Raw genomic sequence first — 16,362 nt, 5'->3', positions numbered from 1 at the left:
ACGTCGCCCACTCCAGCGACCGGCCGTAGCCCCACGGGTCGTCGACCGTCACCTTCTCGCCGTACTTCTGTGTCTTCCACACGTTGTAGAGGAACGGCAGCGTGGAGGTGCCGAGCAGGAAGGCACCGATGGTCGAGACCGTGTTGAGCGTGGTGAAGCCGTCGGCCGCGAGGTAGTCCGCGTACCGCCGGGGCATGCCCTCGGCACCCAGCCAGTGCTGCACCAGGAACGTCGTCTGGAAGCCGATGAACAGGGTCCAGAAGTGGATCTTCCCGAGGCGTTCGTCGAGCATCCTGCCGGTGAGCTTCGGCCACCAGAAGTAGAAGCCGGCGAACGTCGCGAAGACGACCGTGCCGAAGACCGTGTAGTGGAAGTGGGCGACGATGAAGTACGAGTCGGTCACATGGAAGTCCATCGGCGGCGAGGCGAGGATGACGCCCGTCAGCCCGCCGAAGAGGAACGACACGAGGAAGCCGACCGCCCACAGCATCGGGGTCTCGAAGGACAGCGACCCCCTGAGCATCGTGCCGGTCCAGTTGAAGAACTTCACCCCGGTCGGCACGGCGATCAGAAACGACAGCAGGGAGAAGAAGGGCAGCAGCACGGCACCGGTGACGAACATGTGGTGGGCCCACACCACCACCGACAGCCCGGTGATGGCCATCGTGGCCCCGACGAGCGTGACGTACCCGAAGATCGGCTTCCGGGAGAAGACCGGGATGATCTCCGTGATGATGCCGAAGAACGGCAGCGCGATGATGTAGACCTCGGGATGGCCGAAGAACCAGAACAGGTGCTGCCACAGCAGGGCTCCGCCGTTCCCGGACTCGAAGACCACCGAGCCGAACCGCCGGTCGGACTCCAGCACCAGCAGCGCTGCCGCCAGCACGGGGAACGCCACCAGCACCAGGACCGTGGTGAACAGGATGTTCCAGGTGAAGATCGGCATCCGGAACATGGTCATGCCCGGCGCCCGCATCCCGATGATCGTCGCGAGGAAGTTCACCGACGTGAGGATGGTGCCGAAGCCGGAGAGCGCGAGCCCCATGATCCACAGGTCGATGCCGGCGCCCGGTGACCGGTCCAGGCTGTTGAGCGGGGCGTACGCGGTCCAGCCGAAGGCGGCGGGCCCGGTCGGCACCAGCAGCGAGCCCAGCACCATCAGCCCGCCGAAGAGGAACAACCAGTACGAGAACATGTTCAGCCGCGGGAAGGCCACGTCGGGCGCGCCGATCTGCAGCGGCACGATCGCGTTGGCGAACCCGGCGAAGGTGGGCGTCGCGAAGAGCAGCAGCATGATCGTGCCGTGCAGCGTGAAGGCCTGGTTGAAGGCCTGATTCGTCATCAGCTGCAGGCCGGGGCGGGCCAGCTCCGCACGCATCAGCATCGCCATCAGCCCGGCCGCCAGGAAGAAGACGAACGACGTGACCAGGTAGAGATGGCCGATCTTCTTGTGATCGGTGGTCGTCAGCCAGTCCACGACCACCCGGCCCCGTCGGCGCACCGGCGCCGGTGAGGCGGCGGCTTCGGCGGTGTCCGTGCCCATGGCCCGATGCTAGCCACGGGTTTCCGCCGGGACGGCGGGGACACGGAAGGGGACATGGTGCGATACGCGTACGGGTGAGCGACCGGTTCATCCGTAAGTAGGAGGTGCATAAGGCAAGATGAATTCCCGGTGCACGGGCGGCCGGGAAAAGGGGGGGGCGGGCGGGGAAATTCCAGGTACCGGAACACTGTCGTGCAGCGATGATCCGGAAATTCCGAGGAATTCCCGTGCGGATAACACCGATTGCACGTACGAGTGATCGAATCCCGGTCAAACGTATGTCGTGAACCTGTGACACAAGCGTGACCAGTGAGGTACGAGGGAAGCCGGTGACTCCACGCACGCACTACCGATGCCGCTTTTCGGCAGTTGCCGACGGGCCTTCCGTCACCGTCCGCTGCCGCCTACGGTGAATCACATGGCACCGATACCGACCCCCTCAGCACAGCCCGACGACGCCACCGAGTCCTATGTCGGCCTCGACGCCGACGGGGCCGAGCGGCGCGCCCGCAGCCGGGGCTGGACCACCGTCAGATCGCTTCCGCCCGGCTCGATCATCACCATGGAGTTCCTGGCGGGCCGACTGAACTTCGAGGTCGACGACGGCACGGTCGTCCGCTGCTGGAAGGGCTGAGCCCGCCCGCCAGGCCCCCCGCCAGGACCCCGGCAGGCGTCCGGGCGTACGGAGAAGGCCCCGACCTCGGTCGGGGCCTTCTCCGTACGGGGGAGGGCGTGGTGCGTACCGTCCCCAGGTGTTCCAGGGCCGTCAGCCGCCCGCGACCGGGCGCGACCGCGGCGGACGTCGGGCTCCCGCCGGCGCCGGGGTGTGCGAGGCGTGCGGCGCGTGCTGTGAGCGCGCCACCGTGTGCGGGCGCGTCTGGGTGAGCCGGGCGGTCGCGGTCGAGCCGGACGTCCCGGCGGCACTCGCGGTGCCCGCCGCTCCCTGGCCCGCGGAGGCTCCCGTACCGCTCACGGTGCTGCGCCCACCGCCCGGCAGCCGCGCGGCGTTGGCCGCGCCCACCGGCTGGCGCACGGGCTCCCCGCCGTCCTCGGACGGCAGCCGCTGCGGGTATATGGCGGGTCGGGGCCCGCCGGAGGCGACCGGCAGCGACGGCATCGGCAGACGGCGGGAAAGGCGGGAAAGCAGCTGGTCGCGCAGCGAGAGGATGATCGTCTCGGTGCGCCCGATCAGCGACTCGCACCACGGCAGCGCGAGCAGGATCAGCAGCCCGGCGGCCCAGCCGAGCAGCACATCGCTCAGCCAGTGCGTACCGAGGTAGACGGTCGTCAGCCCGACGCCCAGGGCGACCACGGCCGACAGCGCCGACAGATAGCGTCTCGCTCTCGGCGTGGTGGCCAGATAGGCGAGGATTCCCCAGGTCACGACGGCGTTGGCGGTGTGGCCTGAAGGAAATATATCGCCGCCGGCGAAGAGCTCGGGCGAGCCGATTTGCGTCGCGTAGTGGGGGCCGAGCCGGCCGAGGCCCAGCTTGACCGCGCCGACGGTCGCGTTCAGCAGCAGCAGCGAGGCCCCCAGCACCAGCAGCGGGCGCACGGTGTGCTGCCGCCAGGAGCGCCAGCCCAGCCAGGCCGCCACCATCACGGCCGTGGGCCCGCGCTGGCCGAGCACCACGAAGTAGTCCAGAAACGCGTGCAGTTCCGGCCACTGCTGATACGGCCGGAAGAGCATGACCTTCCAGTCGATGGTCACCAGCCAGGACGAGATGAGCACGGCGACGACGATCGCGAGATAGAACGCCAAGGTCCCGCCGAAGAGGGCGAGACGGGTGCGGCTCATCCGCGGGATCTCTATCTTCGGCGGCTCCGGCTCCCGGTCCAGACGGGCAAAGATGTCGGTACGCACCCAATCGACGTTACAGCGAGTGAGTGTGCGCCCAGGCCGATCCCGGCCCTTCGTGATGACGATGTGATGTGGACTATGTCTCAGCCGCACATTAAATCGGGCCCGGGGCGTAAATCGAAGTGACCTTGTGCCCTATTGCTCACGCGGTCGCCTCCGTAAGTGTGTTTGCAGGCGGAGATATCCGTTCACGTGATTGCCGTGCCGAATTCCGGGGCCGTTCGGAGCACGACGGGTACCACCCTCGTGGCACACGGGCGTGGCGTACGCCACACCCCGGCGGCCGACGAGGTGAGAGGTGCGCCACGCACCCCCGGCCGGGACTCGCGTACGCTGGCTGATCACTCGCCCGTCGATGCCGGGCCGCCCACGGGCCCCGCCCCGGCCGCCCACCGACGCGAGAGACCCATCAGGAGGTACGTACATGTTCGGGACGACCACGGCCGGAGCACGCCCGCGTGCCGCCGGCGGCGGTGTCAACCGCTGGGTCGTCCTGCTCGTCCTCTGCGTCAGCCTGCTCCTGGTCGCGCTGGACGCGACCGTGCTGCACGTCGCCGTGCCCGCCGTCACCGAGGACCTCCGCCCCACCGGGGTCGAGCTCCTCTGGGTCGTCGACGCCTACCCGCTGGTGTGCGCCTCGCTGCTGATCCTCTTCGGCACCCTCGGGGACCGGGTCGGCCGCCGGCGCATCCTGCTGCTCGGCTACGCCCTCTTCGGCGTCGCCTCGGCCGTCGCCGCGCTCGCCACCACCCCCGAGGTGCTCATCGGGGCCCGCGCCCTGCTCGGCGTCGGCGGCGCGATGATCATGCCCGCGACGCTCTCCATACTCAGAGCCGTCTTCCCGGACCGGCGCGAGCGCGCCACCGCCATCGGCATATGGACCGCGGTCGCGGCCGTCGGCGCCGCCACCGGTCCGGTCCTGGGCGGCTTCCTCGTCCAGCACTTCTGGTGGGGCTCGGTCTTCCTGATCAACATCCCGCTGATGCTGCTGATCCTGCCGGTGGGCAGGTGGCTGCTGCCCGAGTCCCGGGGCGACGGCGACGGACCCTGGGACGTCCTGGGCGCGCTGATGGCCGCCGCCGGTGTGCTGGGCATAGTCCTCGGCGTGAAGCGGCTCGGCGCGGGCGACGGCCTCCTCGACCCCCGTACGGTCGTCCCGCTGGTCGCCGGAGCCCTGCTGATCACCCTCTTCGTGCGCCGCCAGAAACGCCGCGAACATCCGCTCATAGACATCCGGATGTTCGCCATGGCCACCTTCTCCACCTCGGTCGGCTGCATCGTGCTCGCCATGCTGGCGCTGGTCGGCCTGGAACTGATCGCCGTCCAGTACCTCCAGCTCGTCCTCGGGCTGAGCCCGCTGGAGACCGGACTGCGGCTGCTGCCGCTCACCTTCGCCGCCATGGCGGCCGGTGCCACCGGCTCGTTCACCCTGCGCCGCCTCGGTCCCCGCCGGATGGTCGGCTGGGGCTTCGTGCTGACCGCCGCCGCAGTGCTGCTGCTGACGCTGATGGGACAGCACGACCGGCCGCTGCTGCTCACCGTCGCCTTCGTGCTCCTCGGTTTCGGCCTGCAGACCACGCTCTTCGGCGCGTACGAGTCGATGCTCAGCGAGGCACCCCCGGAGCACGCGGGCGGTGCCGCGGCCATCGGCGAGACCTCGTACCAACTGGGCGCCGGCATGGGCATCGCGCTCCTCGGCAGCGTCATGAACGCCGCGTACGCCCCCGGGCTCGGCGAAGCCGCCGGCGCCCCGCCGGCCGCACGGGACGCCGCGACCAATTCCCTCGGCGAGGCCTACCAGGTGGCGAACCAGCTCGGCGGCCCCGTCGGCGAGGCGCTGCGGCTCGCGGCCCGGCATGCGTTCGTCCACGGGCTGCATGTGACGCTCGTCGTCAGCGCGGGGCTGCTGCTGCTCGGAGCGCTGGCGGCGCTCCGGCTGCCGAAGGTGATGGAGTGCGCTGCGCCGCAGGAACCCCCGAGTACGGCGGACACCTCGGCGGACGCACCGGCCGACACACCGGCGCAGATGTCGGCGGAGGCGCCGGTCCCGGCATGCCGCAGGCCCGCCGAGGCGGCGGGACCGGTCCGATCTGGACGCACGGCACACTGAGCCGTAACGTCGGCGCCGAGCATTGACTAACGCCGCTAGGTTGTGACACAGCGCCGTGCGAGCCGCCGGAGGCACACCCCCATGTCCGCACCCTCGAAGCTGCCGCCCTTCGACCCCGCCGACCCTCTCGGCATCGACGACCTCCTGGACCCGGAGGACCTCGCGGTCCGCGACACCGTCCGCTCCTGGGCCGCCGACCGGGTCCTGCCGCACATCGCGGACTGGTACGAGCGCGGCGAACTCCCCGGCATCCGTGAACTCGCCCGTGAGCTCGGCTCGATCGGCGCACTCGGCATGTCCCTGACCGGCTACGGCTGCGCGGGCGCCACCGCCGTCCAGTACGGACTCGCCTGCCTGGAGCTGGAGGCCGCCGACTCGGGCATCCGCTCCCTCGTCTCCGTCCAGGGCTCGCTCGCCATGTACGCGATCTGGAAGTACGGCTCCGAGGAGCAGAAGCAGCAGTGGCTGCCGTCCATGGCGGAAGGCTCCACCATCGGCTGCTTCGGACTGACCGAGCCCGACCACGGCTCCGACCCGGCCGGAATGCGTACGTACGCCAAACGCGAAGGCTCCGACTGGGTACTGACGGGCCGCAAGATGTGGATCACCAACGGCTCGGTCGCCGGGGTCGCCGTCGTCTGGGCCCAGACCGACGAGGGCGTCCGCGGCTTCGCCGTCCCCACCGACGCACCAGGCTTCTCGGCCCCCGAGATCAGGCACAAGTGGTCGCTGCGCGCCTCCGTCACGAGCGAACTCGTCCTCGACGAGGTCCGGCTGCCCGCGGATGCCGTACTCCCGGCGGTCACCGGACTGAAGGGGCCCCTCAGCTGTCTGTCGCACGCGCGCTACGGCATCGTCTGGGGCGCGATGGGCGCGGCCCGCTCCAGCTTCGAGACGGCGCTCGACTACGCGCGGACACGGGAGCAGTTCGGGAAGCCCATCGGAGGCTTCCAGCTCACCCAGGCCAAGCTCGCCGACATGGCGCTCGAACTGCACAAGGGGATCCTGCTCGCCCATCACCTCGGGCGACGCATGGACGCGGGGACACTCCGCCCGGAGCAGGTCAGCTTCGGAAAGCTCAACAACGTACGGGAGGCGATCGAGATCTGCCGCACCGCGCGGACGATCCTCGGCGCCAACGGGATCTCGCTCGAGTACCCCGTGATGCGGCACGCCACCAACCTCGAGTCGGTGCTCACCTACGAGGGCACCGTCGAGATGCACCAGCTCGTGCTGGGCAAGGCGCTCACCGGCCTGGATGCGTTCCGGTAGTCCGACCGGCGCTTTCCGGTGGGCCGGCGAGCGCCCTGCTCAGCTCTGGTTGAAGAAGCCGTCGGTGGCGCGGCCGGCGGACTCGCCGGTGACGATCTCGGTGTCGGCGGGGGTCAGCAGGAAGACCCGCGTCGCCACCCGCTCGATCGAGCCGCGCAGACCGAAGGTCAGCCCGGCCGCGAAATCGACCACGCGCTTGGCGTCGGCGGGCTCCATGGCCGTCAGGTTGACGATGACCGGGACGCCGTCCCGGAAGTGCTCCCCGATGCCGCGCGCGTCACGGAAGCTGTCCGGGGCGATGGTGGCGATCCGGCGACCCTGCTCCTCGGCCGACTCGGAGGCCACCCGCACCCGCGGGTCGGTCACCCACTGGTCGCCGGATCCCGAACCCTCGGCGTACTCGTCGTCGTAGTAACGCTCGTCGTTGTCCTCGACGAGACCCAGCCATGCACTCGCCTTGCGCACCGATCCCATGGACGCCTCCTTTCAACCGCGGTCACTTGTGGTTCCGCATCCCTATGGTCGTCCATAATGCGGATCGCGCGCCAAGTGGATAGTCGCCGCGCAGGGGATTCGTGACGGTACTGGTGCAGAAGATGTGGCGATTCGTCAAGGTTCTTCCAGCGTAGGGGCCCTGAGGGGGCTCATATCGAAGCAAAATATGAATGTCGGGCCAGATGGGTGAGGCTCGGAGCGTACGGGTGAACGGACCGGCCGGATACGATGCGGGCCGCGCACTCGAACGACTCACGGGGGGACGTCGTGTTCGGAATCGTCAGGCCCTGCACACACCGGCTCACGGACGGCCTCAAGACCGAGTGGATGGCCCATCTCTGCGGGCTCTGCCTGGCACTTCGCTCGGACCACGGCCAGTTCGCCAGGGTCGTCACCAACTACGACGGGCTGATCGTCTCGGTTCTGACGGAGGCTCAGGCGGAACGCACTCCCGAGCAGCGCCGCACGGCCGGCCCCTGTCCGCTGCGCGCCATGCGCACCGCTCCCGTCGCGAGGGGCGAGGGAGCCAGGCTGGCCGCGGCCGTCTCGCTCGTGCTGGCGTCGGCGAAGGTAAGGGACCACGTGGCCGACCGTGACGGGGTGTTGGCGCGCAAGCCGGTGGCCGTGGCCGCGCGCCGTGTCGCGGCGGGCTGGGACCGCGCCGGGGCGCGCGCCGGCGCGGCGCTGGGCTTCGACACGGCGGTGCTCGTCGACGCCGTGGACCGGCAGACCGGGATCGAGTCGCTCGCCGGTGCCGGCACGTCGCTGCTGCTCGTGACCGAGCCGACGGAGACGGCGACCGCGGCCGCCTTCGCCCATACCGCGGTTCTGGCCGGACGGCCACAGAACGTCGCCCCGCTCGCCGAGGCCGGCCGGCTCTTCGGACGGCTGGCGCACCTGCTGGACGCGGTGGAGGACCGGCAGGCCGACGCGGCGTCAGGAGCATGGAACCCGCTCACGGCGACCGGCACGGCGCCTGCCGAGGCGCGCCGGCTCGCCGACGACGCCCTGCACGGCATCAGGCTCGCGCTGCACGACGCCGAGTTCGTGGACGACCGGCTGCTGCACGTGCTGCTCGTGCACGAGCTGAGGCGGTCGGTGGACCGGGCGTTCGGCACGGCGGCCTGCTCGCACCAGGGGTACGGTCAGCAGCCGCCGGCGCAGGGCGGCGGCGCGTACGGGAGTGCGGCCGGGGGCGGAGCCGCGGGACCGTACGGGTCGGACAATCCCTACGGAGGCGGAAACCCCTACGGCGGCGGCGCGGGCGGGAACGGCGGCGTCCCGCCGCAGTTCGGCTTCGGCGGTGAGCCCCCGAAGCCGAAGCCCCGTGGCTTCTGGGCGGGCTGCGCGGCCTTCGTCGGCCTCTGCTGCACCTGCCGGATCTGCTGCGCCAAGGAGTACGAGGGCCCCTGGTCCCGCAAGAAGCGCGAGGGCTGCTGCCAGAAGTGCGACTGCGACTGCACGCCCAGCGGCTGTGACTGCTGCTGCCCCTGTGACGGCTGCTAGAGCGCGCGCCGCCGAGTTCGTACGGACCGCCCGTGCGCTGTGGGGCATCGATCCCGTCCCGGAGCGCGTGCTCGACCGGAGCCGGAGCCGGAGCCGGAGCCGGAGCCGGAGCCGGAGCCGGAGCCGGAGCCGGAGCCGGGTCGGGGCGTGGGCCGGGGCCGGGTCCCGCGACCCGCTCGCCGTCGCCGCCGAGTGGCGGGCGCTGTCGGAGGCCAAGGGGCTGTCCATCCGCGAGACGGTGATCGAGACCACCGGCAGGCAGACCTTCGTCGGCACCCCGTCCGGCATCGCCGCCGCCCTCGACGCGTGGGTGCAGACGGACGCCGCCGACGGCTTCCTCCTCGTACCGCATCCGGACCCGGGCGGCCTCGACGACTTCGTCGACCAGGTCGTGCCGCTCCTCCAGGAGCGCGGCGCCTTCCGTACCGAGTACGCCGGTGCGACCCTGCGGTCGCACCTGGGCCTCCCCGAACCCGTTGGGCGATCCGGAAAGGTTGATCCATGAGCAGCGACCCGCAGAGCGATCCGCGGCAGAACTGGCAGAACTGGCAGGACTGGCACGAGCGCCGTGTCGCCTCGGTCTCGGCGCCGTACGGACCACTGTCCCTCAGCGGCACCCATTGGCTCTCCGACCACCCGGAAGGGCGAATTCCGGTCATCCCGGGCCGCTGGCGCGAGGACGGTGACGAGGTGGTGCTGACCGCCGCCGCCGAGGACGGCCTCTTCGTCGACGGCAAGCCGCTGACCGGTGACGTCCGTCTCACCGCGGACAACGCGCCGGTGGCGGAGTCACGGGTCTCGCACGGGGAGCGGCGGCTCGTCGTCCTGCGCCGCGAAGGGCTCTGGGCGGTACGGGACTTCGACCCCTCGGCGCCCGCACGGCAGGCTTTCCTCGGCATCGACGCCACACCGTACGAGCCGCGCTGGGCGGTGCCGGGACGGTTCGTTCCGTACGAGCACCGCAGCGTCCGCGTCCGCAACGCCGACGGCCGGGAGCGGGGTCTGGGACTGTCCGGCGAGATCCTCTTCGAGCTCGACGGCACGGAGCACCGCCTTCAGGCGGCGGTCGAGGCGGACGGTTCGCTGTGGGCCGTCCTCGCCGACGCGACCAGCGGGAAGAGCAGTTACCGCTTCCGCTTCCTGCGGCCCGCCGCGCCGGACGCGGACGGCTCCGTGCTCGTCGACCTCAACCGGGCGCTGCTGCCCCCGTGCGCCTTCGCGGATCACTTCATCTGCCCCTTCCCGCCGCCCGGCAACACCCTGACGACCGACATCGCGGCCGGCGAGCGGAACCTCCTCACCCGCTGACCCGTCCTACCCACGACGGACACTCCAGCCCCGGCGGCCACCGAGCCCCCGGGGCCGTTCGGCATACGCACGCGCCGCACGGCCGAAAGGCGCCCTTGCGCGGCCGGTTGACGCGCCGAATACTCCCGAACAGCGCTTGTCAGGGGCACGGCGTGACCGAAACCGAACACTCCGCCGGTCTTCTGACTGCGCCTCACGGGCCCGTCACCCCACAGCGGGTCCCCGATTCCCCTCGGGAGGAACGAGAAGTGAGGATCAAGCGCACCAACCCCACCCATGGCGTCGCGAGACGGACCCGTCTGCTCGCCATGACCACCGGCCTTGTCGCAGCCGCCGCGCTGGCCGTCCCCGCAGCCAGTGCCGACGAGGCTCCTGTCACCTTCAGCGCGACGCAGCTCTCCGCCGCGAGCGACGCCGTGCTCGACGCCGATGTGGCCGGTACCGCCTGGCACATCGACAAGGCGGCCAACACCCTGGTCGTCACCGCCGACTCCACCGTCTCACCGAGCGAGATCGCCCAGATCAAGCGGGAGGCGGGCGCCAACGCAGGCGCGATCCGCGTCGAACGCACTCCCGGCAAGTTCTCCAAGCTGATCTCCGGCGGCGACGCCATCTACGCGAGCAGCTGGCGCTGCTCCCTCGGCTTCAACGTCCGCAACAGCGCCGGTACGCAGTACTTCCTGACGGCCGGCCACTGCACCGACGGCGCGGGCACCTGGTGGTCCAACTCCGGGCGCACCACGGTCCTCGGCACCACCTCGGGCTCCAGTTTCCCGACGAACGACTACGGCATCGTCCGCTACACCAACACCTCCGTCGCCAAGCCGGGCACCGTCGGCAGTGTCGACATCACCAGCGCGGCCAACGCCACCGTCGGCATGTCCGTGACCCGTCGCGGCTCCACCACCGGCATCCACAGCGGATCGGTCACCGGTCTCAACGCCACGGTCAACTACGGCGGCGGAGACATCGTCTACGGCATGATCCGCACGAACGTGTGCGCGGAGCCGGGCGACAGCGGTGGCCCGCTCTACTCCGGCAGCCGGGCCATCGGCCTGACCTCCGGCGGAAGCGGTAACTGCTCCTCCGGCGGCACGACGTTCTTCCAGCCGGTCGTCGAGGCCCTGAACGCCTACGGCGTCAGCGTCTACTGACCTCCGGCCGAACCGGCTCGCGGCCGGACCGACGCAAGGGGCGAACCGGCCTTCGGCAGAACCGGCCTCAGGTAGAACCGGCCTTCGGCAGAACCGGCCTCCGGTCAACAAGAGCCCCCGCCCGCACCCCGGGCGGGGGCTCGACGTATTGCACACTTTTGAGAGGATGGCAGGGCGGTCGGCCACAACGGATCGGGGGGCGGATGAAGCGCATCGGAGTGACCGGCCACAGAAGTATCCCGCCCGAAGCCCTGCCCCATGTGCTGGCCGCCATGAAGGCACTGCTGTGCCGCCAGGAAGGGTCGCTGGAGGCGCTCTCCAGCCTCGCCGAGGGGGCCGACCAGCTCTTCGCCGACATCGCCCTGGACTGCGGCGCCGAGCTGACCGTGGTCATCCCCAGCGGGGACTACGAGGAGGGCTTCGACGATCCCGAGGCGCTGGCCTGCTATCTGCGGCTCAAGGACCGGGCCAGCCAGGAGGTGCGGATGGCCTTCCCGCACTCCACGGACGAGGCCTACTACGCCGCGGGTGCCTATATCGCCGACAACTGCGACCGGCTGCTGGCGGTCTGGGACGGCCGTCCGGCCCGGGGGCTCGGCGGTACCGGCGACATCGTCCGGTACGCGCGCGAGCGCGGCAAGCCGGTGACGGTGATCTGGCGCGACGGGGTCGAGCGGGCCTGACGCCCGGCAGCGGCAGCCCGGCTCAACTCCGGTGCTGGACGAGCCAGTCCGTGTGCTGGGGCGAGACGATCCGCTCGGTCTCGTACACCGCGGACGGCCACTGCTGTTCCGTCACGGAGGTCTCCATCGCGATGTGGATCGCCGCCAGATCCTCCTCCACCAGCGAGTGGGCCGCGATCAGCGGCTGATGGCGGCGGATCTCGCTCCAGGCCAGACAGGCCGCCGCGGCGGCGGACAGCAGCCCGGCCGGCTCGGCCGAATCGGTGACCGAGAACGTGCGCAGCGTCCCGAACAGCAGCGCGAGCACGGTGAGCAGTCCGATCGTGACCGTCCACAGCGTGGTGGCCCGCCGGGAGATCTCGGCCCGCCTGTGGTACCAGTTGCGCTGCTCGATGAGCCGGTCCCGTACGTACGTCTCCTTGCGTACGCTGAAGGCCTTCTCCCGCAGCAGTCGCATCGGCGTGGTGATGAGCTCGGCGGACGCCGCGCTCTCACCGTTCTCCCGCGGGTCCACCCAGCCGACCTTCCGTAACTCCTGCAGTCCCTCTTCCAGCCGGTCGGTGAACAGCCGGTCCGCGTCGGGGGAGTTGGAGTCGAACGGGGCGCCGTGCACGGCGTAGCGCCAGCACATGGAGCGGATGAACTCGGCTGCGGAGCGGTTGAGTTGCCAGTGCGACTTTGCTCGGCTGCGGGACCCGCGGAAGCTGACGACGAGAACCCCGGCGTACGCCAACGCGCCCAGGAAGCCGACGAGTTGGAAGGAGTCGCCGATCCTGCCCCGCCACGGCAGCGCTGCCAGCGCGGAGCCCATGACCAGGAGGAGCAGCTGCAACCGGGTGCCGTTGATCGCCTGCCGCTGGCGCGAGATGGCCGTCTCGTCCGTGCGGTGGAAGAGAACCGGCAGATCAGCGTTTCGAAAGACCATGCTTTGCAGATGGCCCGGAATAGCGGTCATGCGCACCCCCCTCTGCGGATTTGGCTTCACTCGTTCGATGGAATGGCTTGTTCCGTTCGGAGCGGGGCATACTCGCGCAACGCTTTTGTCTCAGCTCTACGTGCCGAGTTGCTGCGGGTGGCCATGAGAGTAAAGTCGTGCCGCCGACACTGCAACGGTGCCCGGTGCTCCCCGTTAGCACAACATGACCTAGGACGGCCGTCGTGACCTTCCAGACTTCAGTCACCTTTGCTTCTGTGAAGAAGAATCGGGTGCCTCTCACCGAGATCGATGTACGTGACGCCGACGCCGCCAAGAAGCTGGGTCGTGTGCGCCCCGCCGACGGCGACCGTTCCGCACGGATGTCCACCTTCAACTCCGCGCTCTAGTCCGGCTGGTCCGGTTTCAGCCGTCCGGTACCGACCCGGACTGCCCTAGACTGGCGGAATGACCGGCCCCGTGGTCCCATTCCGCGAGATCGTACTGAAGGTCCACAGCAGATGTGATCTTGCTTGCGACCACTGCTACATCTATGAACACGCTGATCAGAGCTGGCGTACCCGCCCGAAAGCAATCTCTGACGAGGCGATTTTCTGGACAGCTCTGCGACTGGCCGAGCATGCGAAGAAACATGCCCTGCCCTCCGTGTCAGTGATCCTGCACGGAGGGGAGCCTCTGCTCGCCGGCCCCTCCCGGTTACGCCGGATCTGCGAGGAGCTCACCGCGGCCCTCGACGGCGTCGCCGCACTCGATCTGCGGATCCACACCAACGGTCTTCAGCTCAGCCCCCGCTATCTCGACCTCTTCGACGAGTTCGGGGTCAAGGTCGGCATCTCCCTCGACGGTGACAAGGCCGCCAACGACCGCCACCGCCGCTTCGCGGACGGCCGCAGCAGCCACCCCCTCGTCCTGAAGGCCGTCGAACTGCTCGGCCGGGACCGCTACCGCCATCTCAACCTCGGCCTCCTGTGCACCGTCGACGTCGCCAACGACCCGGTCGCCGTCCATGACGCCCTGATGGAGCTCGACCCCCCGCGCATCGACTTCCTGCTGCCGCACGCCACCTGGGACGAACCGCCGCCCCGGCCCGACGGCTCCCCGACCGCGTACGCGGACTGGCTCCTCACGGTCTTCGACCGCTGGGAGCGCCACGGCCGCCGCGTGCCGGTACGGCTCTTCGCCTCGGTCCTGTCCACCCTCTCCGGCGGTCCCGGCCTCACCGAGTCGCTCGGCCTCACCCCCACCGACCTCGTCGTCGTGGAGACCGACGGTGCCCTGGAGCAGGTCGACTCGCTCAAGACCGCCTACGAGGGCGCCGCGGCCACCGGGTTCAACGTCTTCGACCACTCCTTCGACGAGGTCGCCTCGCACCCGGGCGTCCGGGCCCGCCAGCTCGGTCTCGCCGGAGTCGGTGAGACCTGCCGGCAGTGCCCCGTCGTCCGCTCCTGCGGAGGCGGCCTCTACACCCACCGCTACCGCTCCGGCACGGACTTCGACAACACCTCCGTCTACTGCACGGACCTCGAGGCCCTCGTCCGCGGCATCGAGCACCGCACCGCCGCCGGCGCCGTACCGGCCGCCGTCACCGACGACGGCGACCTGCGCACCGAACAGCACGAGCTGACCCGGCTGCTCCTCGCCGACCTCAACCGGGAGCTGGACGGGCGCGGCGGCGAGGAGTGGGCCCACGCCTGGGAGCTGGCCGGCGCCGTCGACCGCCGGCCGGGCGGCCTCGACGACGTGCTGACCCACCCGTACACCCGGGGCTGGCTGCTCGGCGCCCTGGACGCGCTGCACGAGGACCTGCCGGGCGCCGCACTCGCGCCCGCCCGCCGGCTGGCGTCGTCGGTCGCCGCCGCCGTCGTGCGCGGCGGCCTCGACCTGCCGGTGCGCGTCACCTACGAGGACGGCGTCCTGCTGCTGCCGACCCTCGGCGAACTACGGCTGACCGGGGCCGGACCGCGGGGCACCGCCGAGGTGCAGCCGGTCGAGAAGGGCTTCCTCGTACGGACCGCCGGAGGCGAGCGGCGGGTCGCCCGGCTCGACGAACCGGGCACCGGCTGGCGGCCCGTCCGCAGACTCGGCCGCGACGGGGCTCCCGATCTCGCGATCGACGACCTCGACCCGTACCGGGACTGCTTCGGTGTCCCGGCGCTGCCCCGGCTCGGCCTCACCGAGGCCGCCGACTGGAGCGGGCGGCTGGCCCGCGCCTGGGGCGTGCTGCGCGGGCGCGCACCGGAACAGGCAGCGGCCGCCGCCGGATCGCTGACCACCCTGACCCCGGTCGCCGGCCCCGGGCCCGCGCTGGGGCGCCACGGCCTCGGCGCCCTCGGCATCCCGCTGCACGGGGACGCGGGGGAGTTGGCGCCGCTGCTGCTGCGCGGCTGGCGCCGGGCGCGCTTCCAGGCCCTGCTGGAGGTCACCGACCTCTATGCCGACGACGGCTGGTGGAGCCACGAGGCCCCCTGGCAGGAAGCCCCCGTTCCGGTGTCCGAGCTGCTGGCGGGGGCGTACGAGAGGACCGGCCTGCGGGCCTTCGAACCGGACAGCGCGGAAGCGGCCAGGCGGGCGCTGGACACCCTGGACCGCGCCGCGGAACTCACCGTCGGCGGGAAGCGGCTGCTGGCGCAACTGTGGGAAGAGGCGGACCGTGACCGACACGGCCGATGAGCGGGACGGGCTCGTACGACAGCTGACGGAACTCGGGTTACGGCAAGGGGAGACGGTCCTCGTCCACGCCGGACTCGGCAGCACCGGTCTGGACGCCCCGACGCTGCGCGACGCCCTGCTGACGGCGCTCGGCGCGGACGGCACGCTCGTGGTGCCCGCCTTCACCACGGAGAACTCGGACACGTCCACCGCCCATCTGCGGCTGGTCGCCGGGATGACACCCACTCAGGCGGCGGCCTTCCGGGCCACGATGCCCGCCTTCGATCCCGCCGCGACGCCGTGCACCGCTATGGGCCGGTTGGCCGAGTCCGTACGGACCGCCGGGGGCGCGGTGCGCAGTGCCCACCCGCAGACGTCGTTCGCCGCGCTCGGCCGGCGGGCGGGGGAACTGCTCTCGGCGCATCCCCTTTCCTCGCACCTCGGCGAGGAATCCCCGCTCGGGGCGCTCTACCGCGCCGGGGCACGGGTATTGATGATCAATGTGGGTTTCTCCGTCTGCACCGCCTTTCATCTCGCGGAGTACCGCACCGGCGCGCCCCTGCGGCGGTATGCCTGTGTGGTGCGTGGGACGCACGGGCCGGAATGGACGGAATACCTGGACGTCACTCTGGACGACAGTGATTTCGAGGCGATCGGCGCCGCCTTCGGCTGGAATCTGGAGCAGAAGGGACAACTGGGAGGAACGGTCGCAACCTTGTTCTCGATCAGGGACGCGGTGGACCATGCGGTGAGATGGATGTCCGAAAAGCGGTGTTGATTGACTGAACGTCGTGGGGATGGAGTGAGGTCGGCTCCGGAATGATTGTTTTGCTCGCACCTCATC

13 protein-coding genes and 2 pseudogenes are annotated in these 16,362 nt (G+C 70.6%); 11 read left to right on the top strand and 4 right to left on the bottom strand.

The genetic code is table 11. From position 1 onward, the window contains the following. Positions 1 to 16: 16 nt before the first annotated feature. Positions 17 to 1,546, bottom strand: a pseudogene (locus tag ACIQMR_RS09835) (cbb3-type cytochrome c oxidase subunit I); the annotation flags it as partial. Between the two features lie 418 nt (positions 1,547 to 1,964). On the opposite strand from ACIQMR_RS09835, the gene ACIQMR_RS09830 reads away from it, so the two are divergent. Next, complete coding sequence (locus tag ACIQMR_RS09830) at positions 1,965 to 2,180, top strand: I78 family peptidase inhibitor (RefSeq protein ID WP_358662864.1); 216 nt, start codon at positions 1,965 to 1,967, stop codon at positions 2,178 to 2,180. Between the two features lie 132 nt (positions 2,181 to 2,312). Here the strand turns inward: ACIQMR_RS09830 and ACIQMR_RS09825 are convergent, their stop codons facing one another. Continuing rightward, positions 2,313 to 3,410: a phosphatase PAP2 family protein gene (locus ACIQMR_RS09825; protein ID WP_401384884.1), complete on the bottom strand. Its 1,098-nt coding sequence runs from the start codon at positions 3,408 to 3,410 to the stop codon at positions 2,313 to 2,315. A gap of 421 nt (positions 3,411 to 3,831) precedes the next feature. On the opposite strand from ACIQMR_RS09825, the gene ACIQMR_RS09820 reads away from it, so the two are divergent. After that, complete coding sequence (locus ACIQMR_RS09820) at positions 3,832 to 5,517, top strand: MFS transporter (RefSeq protein WP_401384883.1); 1,686 nt, start codon at positions 3,832 to 3,834, stop codon at positions 5,515 to 5,517. An 81-nt stretch (positions 5,518 to 5,598) separates the two neighbouring features. After that, positions 5,599 to 6,789 (top strand): acyl-CoA dehydrogenase family protein, encoded by a 1,191-nt coding sequence (locus ACIQMR_RS09815; protein WP_401384882.1) that lies wholly within the window; start codon positions 5,599 to 5,601, stop codon positions 6,787 to 6,789. A 39-nt stretch (positions 6,790 to 6,828) separates the two neighbouring features. Here ACIQMR_RS09815 and ACIQMR_RS09810 read toward each other — a convergent pair whose 3' ends face one another. Next, complete coding sequence (locus ACIQMR_RS09810; RefSeq protein WP_266375301.1) at positions 6,829 to 7,263, bottom strand: cell division protein SepF; 435 nt, start codon at positions 7,261 to 7,263, stop codon at positions 6,829 to 6,831. A 288-nt stretch (positions 7,264 to 7,551) separates the two neighbouring features. On the opposite strand from ACIQMR_RS09810, the gene ACIQMR_RS09805 reads away from it, so the two are divergent. The 5 genes and pseudogenes from ACIQMR_RS09805 (at position 7,552) to ACIQMR_RS09785 (ending at position 11,935) form a co-directional block, all read left to right on the top strand. Further along, positions 7,552 to 8,790 (top strand): DUF5685 family protein, encoded by a 1,239-nt coding sequence (locus tag ACIQMR_RS09805; RefSeq protein ID WP_401384881.1) that lies wholly within the window; start codon positions 7,552 to 7,554, stop codon positions 8,788 to 8,790. Positions 8,791 to 8,895: 105 nt separating this feature from the next. Then, a pseudogene (locus ACIQMR_RS09800) lies at positions 8,896 to 9,295 on the top strand (F420-dependent methylene-tetrahydromethanopterin reductase); the annotation flags it as partial. Beyond that, a complete protein-coding gene (locus tag ACIQMR_RS09795; protein ID WP_401384880.1) occupies positions 9,292 to 10,098 on the top strand; it encodes a DUF1684 domain-containing protein in 807 nt (268 codons plus the stop codon). The pseudogene ACIQMR_RS09800 and the gene ACIQMR_RS09795, both read left to right, overlap by 4 nt. A gap of 248 nt (positions 10,099 to 10,346) precedes the next feature. Further along, the gene (locus ACIQMR_RS09790) at positions 10,347 to 11,252 is read left to right on the top strand and encodes a S1 family peptidase (RefSeq protein ID WP_401384879.1); all 906 of its coding nucleotides are present in this window, start codon (positions 10,347 to 10,349) and stop codon (positions 11,250 to 11,252) included. Positions 11,253 to 11,455: 203 nt separating this feature from the next. Continuing rightward, on the top strand, positions 11,456 to 11,935 hold the full coding sequence (locus tag ACIQMR_RS09785) for a hypothetical protein (RefSeq protein ID WP_401384878.1): 480 nt from the start codon (positions 11,456 to 11,458) through the stop codon (positions 11,933 to 11,935). A 22-nt stretch (positions 11,936 to 11,957) separates the two neighbouring features. Here ACIQMR_RS09785 and ACIQMR_RS09780 read toward each other — a convergent pair whose 3' ends face one another. Further along, positions 11,958 to 12,860, bottom strand: a complete 903-nt coding sequence (locus ACIQMR_RS09780; RefSeq protein WP_401384931.1) for a DUF4231 domain-containing protein — start codon at positions 12,858 to 12,860, stop codon at positions 11,958 to 11,960. A 233-nt stretch (positions 12,861 to 13,093) separates the two neighbouring features. On the opposite strand from ACIQMR_RS09780, the gene fxsA reads away from it, so the two are divergent. Genes fxsA through ACIQMR_RS09765 form a run of 3 tightly spaced genes read left to right on the top strand, consistent with a single transcriptional unit; the run spans position 13,094 to position 16,296 of the window. Further along, a complete protein-coding gene (gene fxsA, locus ACIQMR_RS09775; protein WP_401384877.1) occupies positions 13,094 to 13,258 on the top strand; it encodes an FxSxx-COOH cyclophane-containing RiPP peptide in 165 nt (54 codons plus the stop codon). A 58-nt stretch (positions 13,259 to 13,316) separates the two neighbouring features. After that, positions 13,317 to 15,539 (top strand): radical SAM/SPASM protein FxsBH, inactivated beta-hydroxylase extension form, encoded by a 2,223-nt coding sequence (gene fxsBH, locus ACIQMR_RS09770; RefSeq protein WP_401384876.1) that lies wholly within the window; start codon positions 13,317 to 13,319, stop codon positions 15,537 to 15,539. Then, positions 15,520 to 16,296 (top strand): aminoglycoside N(3)-acetyltransferase, encoded by a 777-nt coding sequence (locus tag ACIQMR_RS09765; protein WP_401384875.1) that lies wholly within the window; start codon positions 15,520 to 15,522, stop codon positions 16,294 to 16,296. Before fxsBH ends, ACIQMR_RS09765 begins: the two co-directional genes overlap by 20 nt. Positions 16,297 to 16,362: the final 66 nt, after the last annotated feature.

This window comes from Streptomyces sp. NPDC091376 (genome assembly GCF_044757085.1).
Lineage (GTDB): Bacteria > Actinomycetota > Actinomycetes > Streptomycetales > Streptomycetaceae > Streptomyces > Streptomyces pratisoli.
Note: the sequence above shows the minus strand (reverse complement) of the source record. Positions and strands in the feature narration are given on the sequence as shown.